17 protein-coding genes are annotated in these 21,320 nt (G+C 68.1%); 11 read left to right on the forward strand and 6 right to left on the reverse strand.

Annotation, left to right across the window (positions count from 1 at the left end):
• Positions 1–2: 2 nt before the first annotated feature.
• The gene (locus RCO38_RS08040) at positions 3–1,118 is read right to left on the reverse strand and encodes a response regulator (RefSeq protein WP_308327775.1); all 1,116 of its coding nucleotides are present in this window, start codon (positions 1,116–1,118) and stop codon (positions 3–5) included.
• A gap of 102 nt (positions 1,119–1,220) precedes the next feature.
• Entirely contained in the window at positions 1,221–2,702 is a 1,482-nt protein-coding gene (ppx, locus tag RCO38_RS08045; RefSeq protein ID WP_308327776.1) for an exopolyphosphatase, read from the reverse strand.
• Positions 2,703–2,827: 125 nt separating this feature from the next.
• Here ppx and RCO38_RS08050 point away from each other — a divergent pair, with 125 nt between their 5' ends.
• From RCO38_RS08050 to phoR, 8 genes are all read left to right on the forward strand, one after another.
• Positions 2,828–3,388 (forward strand): TlpA disulfide reductase family protein, encoded by a 561-nt coding sequence (locus RCO38_RS08050; protein WP_308327777.1) that lies wholly within the window; start codon positions 2,828–2,830, stop codon positions 3,386–3,388.
• A 98-nt stretch (positions 3,389–3,486) separates the two neighbouring features.
• A complete protein-coding gene (pstS, locus tag RCO38_RS08055; protein WP_308327778.1) occupies positions 3,487–4,518 on the forward strand; it encodes a phosphate ABC transporter substrate-binding protein PstS in 1,032 nt (343 codons plus the stop codon).
• A gap of 91 nt (positions 4,519–4,609) precedes the next feature.
• Positions 4,610–5,608: a phosphate ABC transporter permease subunit PstC gene (gene pstC / locus RCO38_RS08060; RefSeq protein WP_308328073.1), complete on the forward strand. Its 999-nt coding sequence runs from the start codon at positions 4,610–4,612 to the stop codon at positions 5,606–5,608.
• Between the two features lies 1 nt (position 5,609).
• Positions 5,610–6,467, forward strand: coding sequence for a phosphate ABC transporter permease PstA (gene pstA, locus RCO38_RS08065; protein ID WP_308327779.1), 858 nt, complete (start codon positions 5,610–5,612; stop codon positions 6,465–6,467).
• A 31-nt stretch (positions 6,468–6,498) separates the two neighbouring features.
• On the forward strand, positions 6,499–7,290 hold the full coding sequence (pstB, locus tag RCO38_RS08070) for a phosphate ABC transporter ATP-binding protein PstB (protein WP_308327780.1): 792 nt from the start codon (positions 6,499–6,501) through the stop codon (positions 7,288–7,290).
• A 14-nt stretch (positions 7,291–7,304) separates the two neighbouring features.
• The gene (phoU, locus tag RCO38_RS08075) at positions 7,305–8,006 is read left to right on the forward strand and encodes a phosphate signaling complex protein PhoU (protein ID WP_308327781.1); all 702 of its coding nucleotides are present in this window, start codon (positions 7,305–7,307) and stop codon (positions 8,004–8,006) included.
• 85 nt (positions 8,007–8,091) lie between these two features.
• Positions 8,092–8,814 (forward strand): phosphate regulon transcriptional regulator PhoB, encoded by a 723-nt coding sequence (gene phoB, locus RCO38_RS08080; RefSeq protein WP_308327782.1) that lies wholly within the window; start codon positions 8,092–8,094, stop codon positions 8,812–8,814.
• Positions 8,811–10,127: a phosphate regulon sensor histidine kinase PhoR gene (gene phoR, locus RCO38_RS08085; RefSeq protein WP_308327783.1), complete on the forward strand. Its 1,317-nt coding sequence runs from the start codon at positions 8,811–8,813 to the stop codon at positions 10,125–10,127. Before phoB ends, phoR begins: the two co-directional genes overlap by 4 nt.
• Here the strand turns inward: phoR and RCO38_RS08090 are convergent.
• The 4 genes from RCO38_RS08090 to trxA form a co-directional block, all read right to left on the reverse strand.
• Positions 10,124–11,827 (reverse strand): hypothetical protein, encoded by a 1,704-nt coding sequence (locus RCO38_RS08090; RefSeq protein ID WP_308327784.1) that lies wholly within the window; start codon positions 11,825–11,827, stop codon positions 10,124–10,126. The two genes, phoR and RCO38_RS08090, sit on opposite strands and share 4 nt — an antisense overlap.
• 108 nt (positions 11,828–11,935) lie before the next feature.
• Positions 11,936–12,184 carry a type B 50S ribosomal protein L31 gene (locus RCO38_RS08095; RefSeq protein ID WP_308327785.1) on the reverse strand — a complete coding sequence of 83 codons (249 nt, stop codon included), beginning with the start codon at positions 12,182–12,184 and terminating at the stop codon, positions 11,936–11,938.
• Positions 12,185–12,283: 99 nt separating this feature from the next.
• Entirely contained in the window at positions 12,284–13,546 is a 1,263-nt protein-coding gene (rho, locus tag RCO38_RS08100) for a transcription termination factor Rho (protein ID WP_308327786.1), read from the reverse strand.
• A 188-nt stretch (positions 13,547–13,734) separates the two neighbouring features.
• Positions 13,735–14,067: a thioredoxin TrxA gene (gene trxA / locus RCO38_RS08105; RefSeq protein ID WP_066151299.1), complete on the reverse strand. Its 333-nt coding sequence runs from the start codon at positions 14,065–14,067 to the stop codon at positions 13,735–13,737.
• Between the two features lie 143 nt (positions 14,068–14,210).
• Between trxA and RCO38_RS08110 the strand changes: the two genes are divergently transcribed.
• From RCO38_RS08110 to RCO38_RS08120, 3 genes are read left to right on the forward strand one after another with little or no spacing between them, the layout of a single operon-like run.
• Complete coding sequence (locus tag RCO38_RS08110; protein WP_308327787.1) at positions 14,211–16,805, forward strand: PD-(D/E)XK nuclease family protein; 2,595 nt, start codon at positions 14,211–14,213, stop codon at positions 16,803–16,805.
• Positions 16,802–20,044, forward strand: coding sequence for a UvrD-helicase domain-containing protein (locus RCO38_RS08115; protein WP_308327788.1), 3,243 nt, complete (start codon positions 16,802–16,804; stop codon positions 20,042–20,044). The genes RCO38_RS08110 and RCO38_RS08115 overlap by 4 nt, the downstream gene beginning before the upstream one ends.
• The gene (locus tag RCO38_RS08120) at positions 20,034–21,287 is read left to right on the forward strand and encodes a TIGR03862 family flavoprotein (protein WP_308327789.1); all 1,254 of its coding nucleotides are present in this window, start codon (positions 20,034–20,036) and stop codon (positions 21,285–21,287) included. The genes RCO38_RS08115 and RCO38_RS08120 overlap by 11 nt, the downstream gene beginning before the upstream one ends.
• Positions 21,288–21,320: the final 33 nt, after the last annotated feature.

Consider the following 21,320-nt stretch of genomic DNA (forward strand, 5'->3'; position numbering starts at 1 on the left):
GCTCAGGTCGCGGGCAGGGGTTCGACCGCGCACACCTCCAGAGGCTCGGGGCACTGGGGCAGGGTGACGAAGTGGCGCGAGACCGGATGCACTGCCCCGGTCACCGCGCGCAGCACGGGAATGGAGAGCGTGACCGCGTGCGAACCGGTGGCGGCGCGCTGCATGGCAAGGGCATTGACGACGGTCTCGCCCACCGGCAGCACCTGGGCCGCGCCGCCGAGCAGGCCGTCCAGCCGCATCATGGCCACGGGACCGCTGTGGATGGCGATGCCGGCCTCAAAACGTGGCAAGGCCAGCTCGGGGAACTGTTGGCGCACCCAGCCCTGCATCGCCGCGGCCGACTTGCGCAGGCCGAAGGCCGCCTTGACCGCCCGCAGGCCCTGGTGGGCGGTGGTCTTGGACGGCCGGTCGGTGAACACCGCCAGCAGCCCGTCACCGACGAAGTGTGCCGAGGTGGCTCCGAACAGGTGGACCGTGTCGCCGCCGCCCTCGTAGAAGCGCTTGAGCATGGTGGCGAGCTGCTGCGGCTCCAGGGCTTGCGCCCACTCGCGGTCGTTGCGGATGTCGGCGAACAGCACGGTGGCCTGCGGGTGGAAGTCCTCGCGGTCGCCCTGGGTCTCGCCGGGCCATTGCTCACTGAGTTCGTGGGCCAGCCGCTGCTCGTACTGCTCCTGCAAGGTCCAGGCCTGTTCGTCCAGGGCCTCGTTCACGGCCTCCTTGACCTGCAGCTCCAGCGCCGCGGTGCGCATGGCCTTGCGGTTGAGCTGCGCCGCCACCGCATCGACCAGTTCGCGCGGGTGCACGGGTTTCGTCAGGTAGTCGTCGGCGCCGAGCGTCATCCCCTGGCGCATGTCGCGCCGCTCCTGCAGCGAGGTCAGCAGGATGAACGGGGTCTGTTGCAGGACCCCGTGTTCGCGGACCGCCTTGAGCAGGTCGAAGCCGTTGACCCCCGGCATGTTGATGTCGCTGACGACGAGGTCGGGCCGGTACTGCCGGATCGTCATCCAGGCCGACTGCCCATTGTTGGCCGTCAGCACCTCATGCCCCTGCAGGTGCAGGGCCGCCTCGATGAGACGCATTGTTCCGGCGTCGTCTTCCGCCACCACGATCAAAGCCATTGTTTTTCTTCGTTTTGCAGGCCGCCGAAGGCCCTTCGGGGGGCGATGGTATCGGTTGATCCGGTGGCGATGTGGCGCGCTGCACACGCCGCCGTGCCGGTTTCAACGGATGTCGGCGGAGAATTTCCAGTTGGTTTTTTGCCAGGCCAGCAGCTCCTCCCCCAGCAGCCAGGCCGATTGCGGGAAACGCCGGGCCCATCCCTCCGGCGTCACCAGCCGGAACGCGCCGGCCTTGTAGCCCAGCTTCAGCGTTTCGTGTTCGGGCAGGCGGCGCGCGTGGCACAGAATGACCGCCAGCCGAAGGCAGAGCAGCTGCTTGGCAAACAGTTCGTCCTGCAGGGGCTCTTCCAGTTTGCGCAATTTGCCGCGCTGACCCAGCACCAGCTGGCTCATGCGGTGCAGTTCCGGGAACGAGAAGCCGGGCGCGTCCACGTTGTCCAGGATGTAGGCGCCGTGGTGGTAGGAGCGCTCGTGCGAGATGTGGGTGCCGATCTCGTGCAGCCGCGCGGCCCAGGCCAGCTTCTGCGAGAAGCGTTCGTTGGCCTCGCCGGCGGCCACCTGCGCGAAGAGGGCGGTGGCCACCGCGCTCACGCGCTGCGCCTGCGCGGCATCCACCGAAAAACGCTCGCTGAGCCAGCGCACCGTGCGCTCGCGCACGTCGCCGCCACCGGCATCGCGGTCGATCAGGTCGTAGAGAGCGCCATGGCGCAGCGCGCCCTGGGCGGGAATCATCTCCCGGATGCCGAACAGGTCGAACACGGCCCGCAGCACGCTCACGCCGCCACCGATCACCGGCCGCCGGTCGTCCTTCATGCCTTCCATGCGCAGTTGCTCGGCGTTGCCAGCCTTGACCAGCCGCTCCACCAGCCAGTCCAGGCCGTCGCGCGTGACCACATCGGCCGGCCAGCCGTTGGCCGTCAGTACGTCGGCCACCGCGCCCACGGTGCCCGAGGAACCGTAGGCCACAGACCACAGCGACGGGGGAAAGCTGTCCAGCGCCTGGTCGAGCACCGCCTTGGCGGCGATCTCGGCCGTGCGGAAGGCGTCGGGGGTGAACTGGCCCTTGGGAAAGTAGCGCGTGGACCAGGCCACGCTGCCCAGGCGGTACGACTCCATCTGGCTCGCGGTGTAGCCCTGGCCGATGATCATCTCGGTGGAGCGGCCGCCGATGTCGACCACCAGCCGCCGCTCGTCCGACTGTGGCAGCAGGTGCGAGACGCCCTGGTAGATCAGCCGCGCCTCTTCCTGGCCGGAGATCACCTCGATGCCGAAACCGAGGATGGCCTGCGCCCTCTGCAGAAACTCGTCCCGGTTGCGCGCCTCGCGCAGGGTCTGGGTGGCCACCGCGCGCACCTGCTGCTTTCGAAAACCGTGCAGGCGTTCGGCAAAGCGCGCCAGGCAGTCCCAGCCGCGCTGCATGGCCGCCGGGCTGAGCATCTTGTTGTCGTCCAGGCCGTTGCCCTGGCGCACGGTTTCCTTGAGGTACTCGATGCGCTCGATATGGCCCGACTGGAGGCGTCCGATTTCGAGTCGGAAGCTGTTGGAGCCAAGGTCGATGGCGGCGAGCAGGGTACCGTTTTGCATGGGGCGGGCGCTGACGAAAGTGCGCCGATTGTGACGCATGGGGTCGGCCTGCCCGCTTGAAGCCGTGGACAGGGCTGCGTATGCTGCGCTCTTGGCAACTTTTCTCCAGCTACGGACCCAACCGCATGAGCCCGCCCACTCCGCTCCAGGCATCTTCCGGCCGCCGCCACTGGCTTGGCGCCGCGGTGGCCCTGGCCACCAGCGGGCTGGTGCCGCACCTGCGGGCGCAACCGGCGCCGGCTGCCGCCGAAGAAGCCAAGGCACCGCCGCTGCCGGTGCTGGGCAGCGCCTTGGTCGTGCCGGCCGTGGACCTCATTGGTGGCGGGCGTTTCGACCCCGGGCTGGCGCGCGGCCGGCCGCTGCTGGTGTACTGGTGGGCCAGCACCTGTCCCTTCTGCGCCCTTCAGAGCCCGGAGATGGATGCCTTCTGGAAAGCCCAGCAGGGACGCGGCCTGCAGATGCTGGCGCTGTCGATCGACCGCACGCCCGCCGACGCGGCGCAGTATCTTAAGAAAAAAGGCTACGGTTTTCCGGCCGCCTGGGCCTCCCCGGCTTGGCGCCAGGCCTTTCCCAAACCGCGGGGACTGCCGGTGACGCTGCTGGCGGGCGCAGACGGCCGCCTGCTGGTGGCCGAAAAAGGCCAGATGTTCGCCGAGGACGTGCAGGAGATGGCCCGCCTGTTCTGATGGCTGTCATATGACATCGCCGTTTTGTCACAAAGCTGTCACGGTGGGTGCCTAGAGTCCGGGGCTGTGAACCTTTTCACCAACCCGTGAGGACCCGAATGATCTCCAAACGCTCCCTTCTGAAGACCGTCGCCGCCGCCGCCCTGGCCACCATGGCGATTGCCCCGGCCTTTGCCGCCGACATCACCGGCGCGGGCGCCACCTTCCCGTTCCCGGTCTACGCCAAGTGGGCCGAGGCCTACAAGAAGGAAACCGGGACCGGCCTGAACTACCAGTCCATCGGTTCGTCGGGCGGCATCAAGCAGATCCGTGCCAAGACCGTGACCTTCGGCGCCACCGACGCCCCCGTGCCCGGTGCCGATCTGGACAAGGACGGCATGGTCCAGTTCCCGGCCATCATCGGCGGCACCGTGCCCGTGATCAACCTGGACGGCTTCCAGCCCGGTGAACTGCGCGTGACCGGCCCGGTGTTGGCCGACATGTTCATGGGCAAGATCGCCAAGTGGAACGATCCGAAGCTGGCTGCCCTGAACCCTGGCAAGAAGCTGCCGGAAGAGAACATCACCGTGGTGCACCGCGCCGACGGTTCGGGCACCACCTTCAACTGGACCGACTACCTCAGCGCCGTGAGCAAGGAGTGGGCTGATTCCGTGGGCAAGGGCGCCGCTGTCAAGTGGCCGGCCGCTTCGTCCGTCGGTGGCAAGGGCAACGAGGGCGTGGCCGCCAACGTCAACCGCATCAAGGGCGCGGTCGGCTACGTGGAGTACGCCTACGTGAAGAAGAACAAGATGAACTTCATGCAGCTGCAGAACGCCAACGGCAAGTACGTCAGTCCCGACGACGCGACCTTCGCCGCTGCCGCCGCCAGCGCCGACTGGTTCAGCGTGCCGGGCATGGGCATTTCCATGGTCAACGCCAAGGGCGACAACGCCTGGCCCGTGTCCACCGCCTCGTTCATCCTGATGTACAAGAGCCCGGAAGACAAAGCCGCCTCGGCCGAAGCCCTGAAGTTCTTCGACTGGGCCTTCAGCAAGGGCAAGACCCTGGCCACCGAGCTGGACTACGTGCCGCTGCCGGACGCCCTGACCGCCCAGATCCGCTCCAAGGTCTGGAACCAGGTCGCCAAATAAGACCGTCACTCGTGGCCCGGTGTCTGGTGCACACTTTGCACCGGTCTCCGGGCCTTTCAACGGTATGAAAGCACCTGAAGGGGACCCCATCATGAGCGTGGGCATCACCATGACGTCGCCAACTGCGGCCGGAGTGCCGGCCAATTCCCGCATGCTGTCGATCGCGCGCAAGCAGCGGTTGCAGGACGCCTTGTTTCACCGCATCACGCAGCTGTTCTCGCTGCTGGTGCTGGTCGCCCTGCTGGGCATCATCGTCTCGCTGTTCATCAATGCACTGCCCGTCCTGCAGAAGTTCGGCGCCCGGTTCATCTGGTACGTCGAGTGGGACATCATCAACGAAGAATTCGGTGCCGCGATCGCCATCGTCGGCACCCTGGCCAGCGCCGGCATCGCGCTGCTGATCGCGGTGCCGCTGGCATTCGGCATCGCCCTGTTCCTGACCGAAACCTGCCCCCCCTGGCTGCGCCGCCCGCTGGGCACGGCCATCGAGCTGCTGGCGGCCGTGCCGTCCATCATCTACGGCATGTTCGGCCTGTTCGTGTTCGCGCCGCTGTTCGCCGACTACGTCCAAGTGCCGGTGCAGAAGCTCATGAGCGGCATGCCCCTGATCGGCTTCCTGTTCGGCGGCTCCACCAACGGCATGGGCATCCTGGCCGCCGGCATCGTGCTGGCCTTCATGGTGCTGCCCTTCGTGGCCGCCGTGATGCGCGACGTGTTCGAGATCGTGCCGCCGATCCTGCGCGAGTCCGCCTACGGCCTGGGCTGCACGACCTGGGAGGTGGTGCGCCGCGTGGTGTTGCCCTACACGCAGAAGGGTGTGATCGGCGGAGTGATGCTCGGCCTCGGCCGCGCCCTGGGCGAGACCATGGCCGTCACCTTCGTGATCGGCAATGCCAACCGCATGCCCACCTCGCTGTTCTCGCCGGGCACGTCGATCGCCTCGACCCTGGCCAACGAGTTCGGCGAGGCCGCCGACTTCCACATCTCGGCCCTGTTCGCGCTGGGCTTCCTGCTGTTCGTCATCACCTTCATCGTGCTGGCCCTGGCCAAGTGGATGATCGTGCGCGCCGAGAAGGCCAAGGGGCTGTGACATGAACGACTTCAACCAATCCCTCTACCGCCGCCGCAAGCTCTCCAACGCCGTCGGACTGACCCTGTCGATGGGGTCCATGGTGCTGGGCCTGGCGGTGCTGCTGTGGATCCTGTACGTGCTGCTGTCCAACGGGCTGGCCGCGCTGGACCTCAACATGTTCACCCAGGACACCCCGGCGCCCGGTTCGGACGGCGGCGGTCTGCGCAACGCCATCGTCGGCAGCCTGATGATGGTGGGCGCCACGGTGCTGTTCGCCACGCCCATCGGCATCTTCGCCGGTGTCTACCTGGCCGAATACGGTGACACCAGCAAGACCGCCGAGCTGACCCGCTTCGTCACCGACATCATGCTGTCGGCCCCGTCCATCGTGCTGGGCCTGTTCGTCTATGCCATCGCGGTGGCCACGGTCGGTGGTTTCTCCGGCTGGGCCGGCACGCTTGCGCTCTCGCTCATCGCGGTGCCCGTGATCGTGCGCACCACCGAGAACATGCTGCGCCTGGTGCCGGGCAGCCTGCGCGAAGCGGCATTCGCACTCGGTGCGCCGCGCTGGAAGGTGGCCTCCATGGTCACGCTGCGCGCTGCCAAGAGCGGTGTGATGACCGGCCTGCTGCTGGCCGTGGCCCGCATCAGCGGGGAAACCGCGCCGCTGCTGTTCACCGCGCTGAACAACCAGTTCTTCAACGCCGACATGAGCAAGCCCATGGCCAACCTGCCGGTCGTGATCTTCCAGTTCGCCATGAGCCCCTACGACAACTGGATCCGTCTGGCCTGGGGCGGCGCGCTGCTGATCACCCTGGCCGTGCTCATCCTGAACATCGTCGCCCGCGTCTTCTTCCGGAACAAGTCTCCTGCCTGAGCCAGGCGCCACCTCAACGGAAATCCCTCACATGATCGCCTCCGCCATCGCTCCCGCCGCCGTCGAACAGCGCAACGCGCTCGAGGTGCGCAACCTGAACTTCTTCTACGGCAAGTTCCAGGGCCTCAAGAACGTGTCCATGGACATCGCCGAGAAGAAGGTCACCGCCTTCATCGGTCCCTCGGGCTGCGGCAAGTCCACGTTGCTGCGCACGCTCAACCGCATGTACAGCCTCTACCCCGGCCAGCGTGCCGAAGGTCAGATCAACTTCTACGGCGAGAACATCCTCGATCCCAAGCAGGACCTGAACCTGCTGCGCGCGCGCATCGGCATGGTGTTCCAGAAGCCGACACCGTTCCCGATGTCGATCTACGACAACATCGCCTTTGGCGTGCGCCTGTACGAGAACCTGTCGAACAGCGAGATGGACGACCGCGTCGAGTGGGCGCTGACCAAGGCCGCGCTGTGGGGCGAAGTCAAGGACAAGCTGGGCCAGAGCGGCCTGTCGCTCTCCGGTGGTCAGCAGCAGCGCCTGTGCATCGCACGCAGCGTGGCGGTCAAGCCTTCGGTGCTGCTGCTGGACGAACCCACGTCGGCGCTGGACCCGATCTCCACCGGCAAGGTGGAGGAGCTGGTGCACGAGCTCAAGAAGGACTACACGATCGCCATCGTCACGCACAACATGCAGCAGGCCGCCCGCTGCAGCGATTTCACGGCCTACATGTACCTGGGGGAACTGATCGAGTTCGGTTCGACCGAACAGATCTTCTTCAAGCCCACGCGCACCGAAACCGAGGACTACATCACCGGCCGCTTCGGCTGAACAGGGAGACCACCATGGGTGACAAACACATTTCCAGCCAGTTCGACGCAGAACTCAACTCCATTTCCACCCACGTGTTGGAGATGGGCGGGCTGGTCGAGTCGCAGCTGCACCAGGCGGTCTACGCCCTGGTCCATCTGAGCCAGGAGACGGCCGAGCAGGTGCTTGAGACCGAGAACCGCATCAACCAGATGGAAGTGAACATCGACCACGAGATCATTTCCACCATCGGCCGGCGCCAGCCCACCGCCCGAGACCTGCGCTTCCTGATGGCGATTTCGCGCACCACCCAGAATCTGGAACGCGCTGGCGACGAGATCGCCCGCGTGGCGCGCATGGTCAAGTCCATCATTGAAAGCGGCTCGCCGCGTTCGCTGCCGATCTCGGAGCTGCGCCTGGCCGCCGACCTGGCCGCCGGCATGCTGCGAAAGACGCTGGACTCGTTCGCCCGGCTGGACACCACGATGGCGCTGGCGATCATCAAGGAAGACGACGCCATCGATGGCGAGTACAACGGCTTCCTGCGCAAGCTCATCACGTACATGATGGAAGACCCGCGCACCATTTCGCCGAGCCTGGACCTGCTGTTCCTGGCCAAGTCGCTGGAACGGGTGGGCGACCACGCCAAGAACATCGCCGAGCAGATCATCTTCGTGGTCAAGGGCGAGGATGTGCGCCACAGTTCCATGGACAAAGTGCAGTCGGTGGTCGGATGAAGAACTTCAGGCCCCCACGCTTCCCCGCTTTGCGCGGTACGCTGCCCCCCGGGGGGGCGCCTTTTCATCTTGGGGCGGCCCAGCGATGAAAAAACTACCCCGCGTCCTGGTGGTCGAGGATGAGCCGGCGATTGCCGAGCTGATCGCGGTCAATCTGCGACACAACGGTTTTGCGCCCACGGTGGTGTTCGACGGCGAATCGGCCCGCCGCGAGATCGACGCCGTGCTGCCCGACGTGATCCTGCTGGACTGGATGCTGCCCGGCGAGAGCGGTGCCGCGCTGGCCCGCACCTGGCGCCGGCAGGAGCGCACGAAGACCGTACCGATCCTGATGCTCACGGCCCGCAGCGACGAGTCGGACAAGGTGCAGGGGCTGGACGCCGGCGCCGACGACTACATCACCAAGCCGTTTTCCACGCAGGAGCTGCTGGCGCGCATCCGCGCCGTGCTGCGCCGGCGTGCGCCCGAGATCGTGAACGACTCGGTGCAGGTGGGCGAACTGTCGCTGGACGCGGCCACCTACCGCGTCAGCTTCCGCGAGGCCGAGCTCAAGCTGGGGCCGACCGAGTTCAAGCTGCTGCACTACCTGATGAAGCACCCTGAGCGCGTGCACACGCGTGGTACCCTGCTCGACAAGATATGGGGCGACCATGTCTTCATCGAGGAGCGCACCGTGGATGTACATGTCAAGCGATTGAGGGAGTCCCTGGGCGACGCCGCCGGCATGGTTGAAACAGTGCGCGGCGCGGGATACCGCCTCACGGCCCGCGTGGCTGTCGGGCAGGGAAGTGGCGACAGCGCAGCATGATCGGCCGGTTGGTGGGGCTGCTGCTGCTGGTGGCAGCGGGCGGCGCATGGGGCTGGGCAAGAGGTTCGGCGACCTGGACGCTGGCGGGGGCCGGCGGGGGGGCCATGCTCTGGCTGCTCTGGGACAGCCTGCGTGCCGCGCAACTGCTGCGCTGGCTCAGCCGGGCCGATGACATCCACACCCCACGCCTCTCCGGGCTCTGGGGTGAACTGCTGGAGCGCGCACGCAAGAGGTTCCGGGCCCTCGAACAGAAAGCCCATGGCAGCGACGAGCGGCTGGAGGATTTTCTGGCCGCCATCCAGGCTTCGCCCAACGGCGTGGTGCTGCTCGACAGCATGGCGCGGATCGAATGGAGCAACCTCACGGCGGCCCAGCACCTGGGCATCGATCCACAGCGCGACATCGGACAGTACGTGCGCAATCTGGTGCGGCATCCGAGTTTCAACGCCTACATGGACGCGGGTGATTTCGGGGCGGAGATCGAGGTCGACGGCCCCGGACAGCGGCCCACGCAGCCAAGGAAGATCTCGCTGCAGGTCCATCCCTACGGCGACCAGCGGCAGCTGATGCTCACGCGCGATGTGACGGCGGTGCAGCTGGCCGAATCCATGCGACGGGATTTCGTGGCCAACGTGTCCCACGAGATCCGCACACCGCTGACCGTGCTCAGCGGCTTCGTGGAGACCATGCAGAGCCTGCCGCTGGAGGAGGCCGACCGCCAGCGTTTCCTGGGCCTGATGAGCCAGCAGGCGCAGCGCATGCAGACGCTGGTGAACGACCTGCTGACGCTGTCGCGCCTGGAGGGCAGTCCTGTCCCCGGCCCCGGCGAGTGGGCGGGCGCTGCGGATCTGCTGCGCCAGGTGGTCCAGGAGGCTCAGGGGCTTTCCGCGGTGATTGCGGAGCCCGTGCATCAGATCGAGGCCCTGCCAGGACCGCCACTGGAAGTGTCGGGGAACCGCAGCGAACTGCTCAGCGCCATGTCCAACCTGCTGAGCAACGCCGTCCGCTACACGCCGCCGGGCGGTCGCATCCGGGCCGGTTGGCGCCTGGTCGACGACGGCGGCGGCGAGTTCTTCGTTGAAGACACCGGGCCGGGCATCGAGGCCGAGCACCTGCCCCGCCTGACCGAGCGCTTCTACCGGGTGGACCGCAGCCGCTCGCGCGAAACGGGCGGTACCGGGCTCGGGCTGGCGATCGTCAAACATGTGGCGCAGCGCCACGGCGGGCAGGTGCAGGTGCACAGCACGGTCGGCCGAGGCTCGACGTTCATCATCACGCTGCCGGCCACGCGCATGCGCGCGGTCGCCGCCTAGCGTGCCGCGCCGCCCACCCTCTGGTAGATCAGCAACCGTTCGCGGTCATTGAGGCGCCGCACCGTGGCCTTGTAGGCCCAATCGGTCAGCGACACCCGCTCGTCCAGCGTGGGCTGGGTGTCGGGGTTTACCACCATGATCCGGCAGTCGCCCACCTTGTCATCCCCAGTGCGACGCACGGGCAGTCCGCCCTGGAACTGCAGCGATGCGATCTGTGCCTGCCCGAGTCCGTCGACCAGCACGCAGGACGAATGAGGAGGCACCAGCCGGGCGATGCGGCGGGCCACAGGGCCGTAGCTGCGTCCGTAGTCCAGCAGCGGCAGCCACAGCGTCATGAGCAGCAGCCAGCACAGGGTGGCGCCGGCAGCCGGCAGCACCAGACTCTTCCAGATTGCCTGCCGATGCCGTCCCACGCGCCAGGCCACCAGCCAACCCCAGGCCAGGGTGGCCAGCAGAGCGGGCAGCAGGAGCAGCCAGGAGAACTCGGGGTTGAACCCCGGCGCCAGCTTGGCCACGTTGGCCGCGGGTTTGGCGGGCACACCAGTTTGCATGGCGAACCAGATGACCCAGATCACCAGGGCACATCCACTGAAGAAGACCAGGGTGAACCAGTCGATCAGTGCCGAGACGCTGCGCCGCAGGGTGGGCAGTGCGAAAGCGGCCAGGGCGGCCAGCGCCGGCAGGGCCAGCAGCAGCGAACGGTCGAAGTCGGGGTTGACGCCGCTGTTGGCCACGCTCACCAGCACAGCCCACAGCGGCAGCGCCACGTGCGGGCTGCGCAACTGGCGGCGCCAGCGCCACAGCGTCCAGAGCGCCAACGGCCAGGCCGGCCAGGTGAACCAGACCAGCAGCCGACCCCAGCGCTTCCAGTCGGCCGCAGAGTCCGGCAGCGACAGCATCTGCGGCCAATGGATCTGTTTGGTGAGCGACGCGAGCAAGGCCGCCAGCGCCAGCAGTCCCAGAACCCAGCTCAGTTCCCTTGGAGCGGCAGAGCCTTGCCCGGACCGGCTCGTCCACACCAGCATGAGCAGCCCCGTGCCCAGGATGAGCGCGATCCAGGGCGCACCACTGAGCACCAGACCCAGGGTGGCGGCCCCCCAGAGTGCCACCGCTTTCCAGGGATGGCGGGTGAGCGGCAGCGCCATGCGTGTGGCCGCCATCAGCACCGCGCTGACCATGGCCAGACGTGCCAGGTCGGGCGTGGTCTCGTGAGACATCTGTGCCAGGCCCAGGCACGCGACGAGTGCCAGCAGCGCCGCATCCGCCATGGCGCGCGCATAGTCGATCGGATCCGCTTCACCACCGAACGCGAATGCCACAGGCTGTGCGCTGGCCTGGCGTGCAAGGTGGTAGGTGGCGTACCAGGTGCAGACCAGTGTCAGGGCGAGCAGCAGCCCGAAAGGCACCCGGACGGCGAGCTCGGGGGGCAGAAACGACAGGAGCCGGATGGCCAGCGCCCCCAGCCAGTAAGGCAGTGGACCCGCCATTTCGGCGGCCTCGCCCAGCACCTGGGGTTGCCACCAGCTGCTGCCCCGGGCCATTTCCATCATGGCGCCGAACGCCGCCACGTCCAGGTTCTTCCAGGGCTCCCGACCCAGAAAACCCGGCAGCACGTAAGCCAGGCCCAGAAGCAGCAGGGCGATCCGCGGCAGGCGGCGCACGGCAGACTGGGTCACGATGGCAGGGGTGGCAAGACTCACGACGGCAAATATACAGGGGGATGCAAGGGCACTCAGGACGAAAAAAAAGCAGCCGGTGATCGGCTGCTTTTCTTCCCGGGCGCGTGCCCGCAGGGTCGATCGGTCCGATTACTTCTTGCCGAAGCGATTGCGGAACTTCTCGACGCGGCCGCCCATGTTGTCAACAGACTTTTGCGTACCGGTGTAGAAGGGGTGCGATTCACTGGAGGTATCCAGCTTGAAGAGCGGCAGTTCGCGGCCGTCGTCCATCTTGACCATTTCCTTGGTGCTCACGCAGGAACGGGTCACGAACTTGAAGTTGTTCGACAGGTCCACGAAGCACACTTCGCGGTAATTGGGGTGAATGCCTTCTTTCATGGCGATTCCTTGGGTCAGGTGCGGCAGCCGCGAGAAAACCGTTCTCTCGTACTTGCCGCAAGTTGCAAAGCCTTGAATTATATGATGTTTGTTGCGGCATCAACCGCCGCGGCGCATCATGTCGAAAAATTCGGAGTTGTTCTTCGTCGCCTTCATGCTCTTGAGCACCATCTCCATGGCCTCAATCTCGTCCATGTTGTACATGAACTGGCGCAGGATGCGGGTCTTCTGCAGGATTTCGGGGGCCAGCAGCAATTCCTCGCGACGGGTGCCACTGCGGTTGAGCTGGATCGAGGGGAAGACGCGCTTCTCGTACAGGCGGCGGTCGAGGTGGATTTCGCTGTTGCCGGTGCCTTTGAATTCTTCAAAGATCACCTCGTCCATGCGGCTGCCGGTGTCGACCAGGGCGGTGGCGATGATGGTCAGCGAACCACCTTCTTCCACGTTGCGCGCGGCGCCGAAGAAGCGCTTGGGACGCTGCAGCGCGTTGGCGTCCACACCGCCGGTCAGCACCTTGCCGGAACTGGGCAGCACGTTGTTGTAGGCGCGGGCCAGGCGGGTGATGGAGTCCAGCAGGATCACCACGTCCTTTTTGAGTTCGACCAGGCGCTTGGCGCGTTCGATCACCATCTCGGCCACGTGCACGTGGCGCGCGGCCGGTTCGTCGAACGTCGAAGCGATCACGTCGCCGCGAACTGTGCGCTGCATCTCGGTCACTTCTTCCGGGCGCTCATCCACCAGCAGCACCATCAGCTCCACCTCGGGGTGGTTGGCGGTGATGGCGTGGCAGATGTGCTGCATCATGACCGTCTTGCCGCTCTTGGGCGGGGCGACGATCAGCGCGCGTTGGCCCTTGCCGATGGGCGAGATGATGTCGATGACTCGGCCGGTGATGTTCTCGTCGCTCTTGATGTCGCGTTCCAGTCGCATCTGCTGCTTGGGGAACAGCGGCGTCAGGTTCTCGAACATCACCTTGTGCTTGTTCGCCTCGGGCGGCAGGCCGTTGATGGCGTCGAGCTTGTTGAGCGCGAAGTAGCGCTCGCCGTCCTTGGGGATGCGCACCTCGCCCTCGATCATGTCGCCGGTGTGCAGGTTGAAACGGCGGATCTGGCTGGGCGAGATGTAGATGTCGTCGGTGGACGCCGTGAAGCTGGTGTCCATGTTGCGTAGGAAGCCGAAGCCGTCGGGCAGCACCTCCAGCACGCCGTCGGCGTTCACCTGTTCGCCGGCCTTGGCGCGCTTCTTGATGATGGCGAACATCAGCTCCTGCTTGCGCATGCGGCCGGTGTTTTCGATCTCAAGCGCTTCGGCCTGCTTGAGGACTTCAGACACGTGCAGTGCCTTGAGTTCGTTGAGGTGCATGGAAATCGCTCCGGAAGGGAGTCTTGTCAGAACCGGGGGAGGGGCGCTGATGTCCGGATGGCGGACCGGCGCGGTCAGAAGAGGCTGGGCGTTGGTGGCCAGCTGACGCGGGAATTATGACAGGAAAAAACCGGCCGCTGCGCATGAGCCGGGCCTTGCACCCGGGGCGGCGGCCGGCGCGGGGCCGCTCAGGCCAGTTGCTGGTCGATGAATGCCGTCAGCTGGGCCTTGCTCATGGCGCCCACCTTGGTGGCGGCCAGCTGCCCATCCTTGAACAGCATCAACGTGGGAATGCCACGGATGCCGAACTTGGCCGGAATGTCGCGGTTTTCGTCGACATTGACCTTGGCGATCTTGAGCTTGCCGTTGTAAGAGCCGGCCACTTCGTCCAGGATGGGGGCGATCATCTTGCAGGGGCCGCACCACTCGGCCCAGAAATCGACCAGCACGGGTGCTTTGGCGTCGAGCACGTCGGCCTGGAAGGTTGCATCGGAAACGTGGGTGATCAGCTCACTGGCCATGGTTCATCCTGAGAAACGTGGATCGGGGAAGTTAAAGTCGGAAACAGGGCGACCGCTAGAGCGGTGCCTGTGAACTCGGACATTGTGACAGAAACCCCCCATTGATGACGCCTGCGCCGGACCACCCCACAACCGCTGGGTCCATGTCGGCCGCCCCTGGCGGATGGCCTGCGGTGGTGCGCCGCATCGAGGCTGCCGTGACCGAGGAAAGTGGTCCGCCGGACCGGTGGCTGGTGCTGCTGCCGTATGCCCAGCTCATCGATCCGGCGCGGCGGGCCTGGGCCGCCTCCCACCCCACGGGTTTTGCACCCCGCTTCGAAACCACGCGCAACTGGGCCTCAGGGCTTGCGCCTTGGTGGCCGGCGCCCACCGATCTCAGCGGTGACATGGCGCGGGACAGCCTGGTGGCCGAGGCTCTGGTCGACCGCATGGCCACGGGTCTGCGCGACCCGGCGCTGCGGGCCGAGCTGGTGGCCCGGCTGGTCGACGCGGCACGGCAGCTCGCGCCGCTTGCGGCGGCGGTGCCTCCCGGGCAGCGGGCCGCCTGGTCCGAGCAGCAGCGCGTCGCCCTGGCACAGGGCCCGCAGTGGGAATCGCTGGTGGCTTCCCTGGCCCTGGCCTGGGTGGGCAGCGCCGGTTTTGCCACCGACGTGCTCTGGTCGGACCGTGCGGCGCCTGGCCACGCGGCTGATCGGCTCTGGGTGTTGCAGGGCTTTCAGGACGATCCGCTGGGTCTGGCGCTGGCCGGACACTGGGCCGGGCACTCGCAGGTGCTTTCGCTCGCCGACTTGCTGGGCGTATCCCGGGATGCGGCCCCGGGCGTGTGGCACCTGCAGGCCTGCACCGATCCGGAAGACGAGGCGCGCCGCGCCGCGGCGGCGGTGATCGCCCGCGTCAACGAAGGGCGGGTGCCGCTGGCCCTCGTGGCCAACGACCGCCTGCTGATGCGCCGCGTCAGTGCCCTGGTGCACGCCGTCGGCGTTACGCTGCGCGACGACACTGGCTGGAAGCTCTCCACCACCCACGCGGCGGCGCGGCTCATGAGCCTGCTGAGAGCCGCCGACCCCAGGGCCCGCACGGACGATGTGCTCGATCTGCTCAAACAGGGGGGGGCCTGGCCGGCGGGTGCTGTGGAGACGCTGGAACAGCTGGTGCGCGAGCACGGTCTGCCGTCCTGGCGGTCGGTGCTGCGGCACGCGACCCTGGTGCCGCACTTGCCCGAGGGGCTCAGCGTGATGCTGGAGTCTCTGCAGACGGCCCGCCCGCTGGAACGCTGGCTCGACGACCTGCGCGCTGCGCTGACGACGTGCGGGCTGTGGGCGATGCTCAGCGAGGACCCGGCCGGTCAGCAGGTGCTTCAGGCGCTGCGCCTGAACGAAGGGGCCTCGTCGGAGCTGCGGCAGATCGGCCAGGTGCTGGCCGGGGGTGCCCGGCCGGCGCCGCGCCTGGGACTGGCCGCCTTTTCTGCCTGGGTCCGGGATGTGCTGGAGAGCGCCAGCTTTTTGCCACGCCAGGATGCCGACGCGCCGGTGGTGATCCTCCCGATGGCCCAGGTGCTGGGACGCGGCTTTGCGGCGGTGGTGATGCCCGGCTGTGACGAGGTCACCCTCGATCCCGTCCCGGAGCTGCCCGGCCCCTGGACCGCCGCCCAGCGCGCTTTGCTGGGACTGCCCACGCGGGAGCAGCTGTCGGCGGCGGCCGAAAGCGCCTGGACCGCAGCGCTGTGTGCACCGTCGGTCGACATCCTGTGGCGCTGCCAGAAGGACGGCGAGCCGCTGTCGCCCAGCCCCTGGGTGCTGGCCCTGCCCGGGGGCGACCCCTTGGGCGCGAGCCGCCCACCCGCAGAGACGCCGCGCCTTCTGGAGCCCCTGCCTCAGCTGCCGCCGCTGCCCGCAGCGCCGGGGCTGCTGCCCGCGAGCTTGTCGGCCAGTGCCTACCAGGACCTGCGCGACTGCCCCTACCGCTTCTTCGCGCTGCGGCAGCTGCGGGTGAGCGACGCGCCAGAGCTGGAAGCCGAGCCCGACCAGCGCGACCTGGGCAACTGGTTGCATGCGGTGCTCAAGGTCTTTCACGAAGAGCGCGGCGACCAGCGCCCGGGTCGCGAGACCGACGCCGTGCGGCTCGATCAGATCGGGGACGAAGTGGCCGCCGCCATGGGCCTGCAGGGCGATGCCGCCGAGGCCGGCTTCCTTCCGTACCAGGCCGTCTGGCCCGCTTTGCGCGAGGGCTATCTGGACTGGCTGGCCGAGTTCGAAGGCCGGCCTGACCGCCCCGGGCCGGTTTTTGAACGGGCTGAGGCCGAGCTGGCGGCGGACCTGCCGCCCTGGCGCCTGTGGGGCAAGCTCGACCGGATCGACCGCCAGGCCAGCCCGGAGGGCCGCCTGCCGCTGGTGATCGACTACAAGACCGAGAGCCGGCAGAAGACCGAGGACCGGGTCAAGCAGCCGTTCGAGGACACACAGCTGGCGTTCTACGCCGCACTGCTGCCCGACGAGAACCTGCGCGCGGCCTACCTGAGCATCACCGACGGCCGCTCTGCCAGCGCCAAGAAAGGCGCCACCCACCTGATCGAGCAGCCGCTGGTGCTGCAGGCCAGGGAACATCTGAGAGAGGGTCTGGTGGCCGACCTGTCGCGGGTCGCGGCCGGGCACCCGATGCCCGCGCTCGGCGAAGGGCGTGTCTGCGAGCACTGCGATGCCCGAGGGCTTTGTCGCAAGGACTTCTGGAGCGCCGCATGAGCCTGCAGGCCGCCTACCAGATCAATGGCCAGCCGGTGTCGGCCGAGGCCTTCTATGCCGCCGCCTGTGACCCGGCGCGCTCGATCGCAGTCGAGGCCTGCGCAGGCGCGGGCAAGACCTGGATGCTGGTGGCGCGGATCGTGCGGGCGCTGCTGGACGGCACGCCCGCGCAGGACATCCTGGCCATTACTTTCACCAAGAAGGCCGCCGGCGAAATGCGCGGGCGGCTGGGCAGCGAGCTGCGCCGCTGCGCCGATCTGGATCAGAAGGGCCTGGTCCAGACCCTGTGCAGCTGGGGTTATGGCGAGGCCGAGGCCCGGCGCCGCGCGCCCGAGCTCAAGACCTTGCACCAGCGGGTCACCGCTTCGGGTCGTCAGGTGCAGCTGCGCACCTTCCACAGCTGGTTCTCTGCGCTGCTGCGCGGGGCGCCGCTGGCGGTGCTGCAGGAGCTCGGCCTGCCGCTGTCCTACGAACTGCTGGAGAACGACCAGAAGGCCATGCCGCTGCTGTGGCCGCGCTTCTATGCGGCGCTGGCGGACGGGGGTGAGGACCGGCAGGCCTTCTTCGACAGCGTGGCGCGACACGGCCGCCACCAGACCCTCAAGGCACTGGAGACGGCGCTGGCCAAGCGCGTCGAGCTGGGTCTGGCGGACCACGCGGGCCGGGTGCACGCTTCGGTGAAGCGTTTCGATGAACTGTTTCCCGACATGGCCGGTCTGGCGGCCCCGCAGGCGCAAATGCACACCGCGGTGGTGCGCGAGAGTCTGTGGGCTGCGGCCAAGACCCTGGGCGCCGCGTCGGCACCTTCGTTTTCTGCCAAGGGCGTCGAGCTGGAGATGGCACTGACCGAAGGGCGCTGGCCAGGCGTGCGGGAGGCGCTGCTGACCAAAGACGGCGAACCGCGCAAGTTCGGCACCAAGATCGCCGCCATCGACCAGGTGCGCGAGGCGCAGGAGCGCGTGCTGCGCGTGGTGCAGGCCGATGCCCAGCACGAGGCCTGGCTGCACCAGCAACGCATGACCCGCCTGGCGCGGGTGCTGCTGGCCTGTTATGCCGAGCTCAAGCGCGAGCGCGGGTGGGTGGACATGAACGACCTGGAGTTCGCCGCCTGCCGGCTGCTCGGTGACGCCGAGCTCTCGGGCTGGATGCAGCAGCGGCTGGATGCCCGCGTGCGCCACCTGCTGATCGACGAGTTCCAGGACACCAACCCATTGCAGTGGAAGTCGCTCTACGGCTGGCTCAGCGCCTACGCCGGGGCCGGTTCGGGTGAGGCGCCCAGCGTGTTTCTGGTGGGCGATCCCAAGCAATCGATCTACCGCTTCCGCCGCGCCGAGCCCCAGGTGTTAAAGGCTGCCCAGGCCTTCGTGGTACAGGGCCTGGGCGGTGCGCTGCTCAGCTGCGACCACACCCGCCGTTGCTCGCAGGCGGTGGTGCAGACGCTCAACACCGCCATGGCCGCGGCGATGGCGACGGGCGAATACGCCGGCTTCCGGCCCCACACCACACACAGCCAGCAGGCCGGTTCGGTCGGCGCGCTGCCGGCCATCGAACGCGCCGCGAAAGACGATGCGGGCAGCGACGAAGAGCCGGTCTGGCGGGACAGCCTGAACCAGCCGCGCGTGCTGCCCGACGAGGAGGGCAGTGCCGAGCGCGAAGCCGCCCAGGTGGCCGACTGGATCGCGCAGCAGGTGGCCGGCGGCCAGGCGCCCGACGGTTTCATGGTGCTGGCCCGCAAGCGCAACCGGCTGCACCTGGTGCACGAGGCGCTGCGCGAACGCGGCATCGCCAGCGAAGCGCCCGGCGAGGCGGAACTGATCGAATCGCCCGCGGTGCAGGACATGGTGGCGCTTCTGGATGCGCTGGTGTCGCCGCGCCACCACCTGAGCCTGGCGCGGGCGCTCAAGTCGCCGCTCTTTGGCTGGAACGATGCCCGCCTGGTGGTGCTGGCCACCGCGGTCCGCGCAGCGGGCGAGGGACAGGAGGCCAAGCCCGGTTGGTGGGACGTGCTGCAAACCACCGACCCGGACACGGGAAGCACGCTCAAGCTCTACCAGGACTGGCTGCGCCGCCTGCCGCCGCACGATGCGCTCTCGGCCATCTACGACCACGGCGACGTGCTGGCGCGGTTCGCCTGCGCCGTGCCGGCGAGCGAACGCGGTGCCACCCTGGCCGCCTTGCGGGATCTGCTGGCGCAGTCGCTGGCCCAGGACGGCGGGCGTTTTCTCACGCCCTACCGCTTCGTGCGCGCGCTCAAGGCCGGTGGCGTCCCCGCGGGTGGCGCCCACCAGCCTGGTGCCGTGCGTCTGCTCACCATCCACGGCGCCAAGGGTCTGGAGGCCGACACCGTGGTCCTGCTGGACACCGACAACCCGCCGCAGAAGCCCGAGAACATGGGCGTGCTGGTGGACTGGCCCGCCGGGGAGGAGGCACCGCGGCGCTTGGTGTTCCTGGCCAGCGAGAAGAAGCCGCCCGCCTGCACCGTGGACCTGCTCGCTGCCGAACAGCAGGCGCGCGCGCTGGAGGAGCTCAACGCGCTGTACGTGGCGCTCACGCGGGCCGAGACGAATCTGGTGATTTCCAGCTTTGTGCCGCACCAGGAGCCTGACCAGAGCTGGTGGCGCCGGCTGCAGCCGCTGGCGCAGGATCTGCCGACGCCTCCCGCCGCCGGTGCGGCAGCCGCCGTCGATGCACCGTTTGAACTCCCGGCGTTGCCGGTGCTGGACCCGAAGTGGTTGCGGGCCGACGCCCCCGCCGCCCCGGAAGAGGAAGACGACGAACGTTCCCGTCTGGGCCAGGCCATGCACCGCCTGCTGCAGTGGCGACCCACGCCGCTGGGCGGTTTCACCTGGACGGACGAACACATGCGCGCGGTGGTGCGCGAGTTCCAGCTGACCGGGCCGGCCGGCGAGGAAGCGCTGGCCATGGCACAGCGAGTGGTGGCGGGCGAGGCCGCCTGGGCCTGGTCGGACGAGGTGCTGCAGCACTGGGGCAACGAGGTCGAGCTCTGGCATGGGGGCGAGCTGCTGCGGCTGGACCGGCTGGTGCGGCGGCGCGACAGCGGCGAATGGTGGGTGCTCGACTTCAAGAGCGCCGAACGACCCGAACAGCAGGCCGCGCTGCGCGAGCAGATGGCGCGCTACCGCCGGGCGCTGCAGGCGGCCCGTCCCGGCGAACCGGTGCGGCTGGCCTTCGTCAGCGCCACCGGACAACTGATCGAACTGGAACCCCATGACTTGTGATGTCGCAATCATCGGCGGCGGCCCGGCCGGCCTGATGGCCGCCGAAGTGCTGTCGGCGGCCGGCGTGCCGGTCGACCTCTACGACGCCATGCCTTCGGTCGGACGCAAGTTCCTGCTGGCCGGCAAGGGTGGCATGAACCTGACCCATTCCGAACCCGCCGACCGCTTCGCCGGCCGCTACGGCGAGCGGCGCCAGCAGATCGAGGCGCTGCTGGCCGACTTCGGCGCCGCCGAGGTGCGCGCCTGGGCGCTTGGACTGGGCATCGAGACCTTCGTGGGCAGCTCGGGCCGCGTCTTCCCCACCGACATGAAGGCCGCGCCGCTGCTGCGGGCCTGGCTGCAGCGCCTGCGCCATCCGCCCGGTGGCGGCCCCGGCGTGCGCTTTCACATGCGGCACCGCTGGCTGGGCTGGGCCGGCGATGGCCGGACGCTGCGCTTCGAGACGCCGTCGGGCGAACAACCGGTGGAGGCGCGTGCGGTGCTGCTGGCGCTGGGCGGTGGCAGCTGGGCGCGGCTGGGCTCCAACGGTGCCTGGGTGCCGCTGCTGGCGGCACGCGGTGTGGCGGTGGCGCCGTTGCTGCCGGCCAATTGCGGCTTCGACGTGGCCGGCGGCTGGAGCGAACACTTCCGCAGCCGCTTCGCCGGCCAGCCGTTCAAGAACGTGGCGATTCGCTGCGGTACCGCGCAGGGCACGGCCTTCGAGCGCCAGGGGGAGTTCGTCGCCACGCAGAGCGGCGTCGAGGGGAGCCTGGTCTATGCCGCGTCTGCGCTGCTGCGCAACCAGATCATCCAGGAGGGCCATGCCACACTGGTACTGGACCTGCTGCCGGCCTGGACGGCCGAGCGGGTGCAACGCGAGGTGACCCACCCGCGCGGCTCGCGCTCCCTCTCCAGCCACCTCAAGAGCCGGCTGGGCCTGGACGGCATCAAGAGCGCCGTGCTGTATGAGCGGCTGGGCAAGGACGCAATGAACGACCCGGTGCGCCTGGCCGAAGCGATCAAGAGCCTGCCACTTTCGCTCGTCGCGGCGCGGCCGATCGACGAGGCCATCAGCAGCGCCGGGGGCGTGCTGTTCGAGGCGCTGGACAGCGGCCTCATGTGCGAGCAGCTGCCCGGCGTGTTCTGCGCCGGCGAAATGCTGGACTGGGAGGCCCCCACCGGCGGCTACCTGCTGACCGCCTGCCTGGCCAGCGGCCGCCGGGCGGGGCAGGGCGTGCTCCACTGGCTGCGCCGGAACGGCTGAATCTTCTCTGTCATCACGGCGTCAAGGCACCGA

Source organism: Hydrogenophaga pseudoflava (genome assembly GCF_031020795.1).
Classification (GTDB): domain Bacteria; phylum Pseudomonadota; class Gammaproteobacteria; order Burkholderiales; family Burkholderiaceae_C; genus Hydrogenophaga; species Hydrogenophaga pseudoflava_A.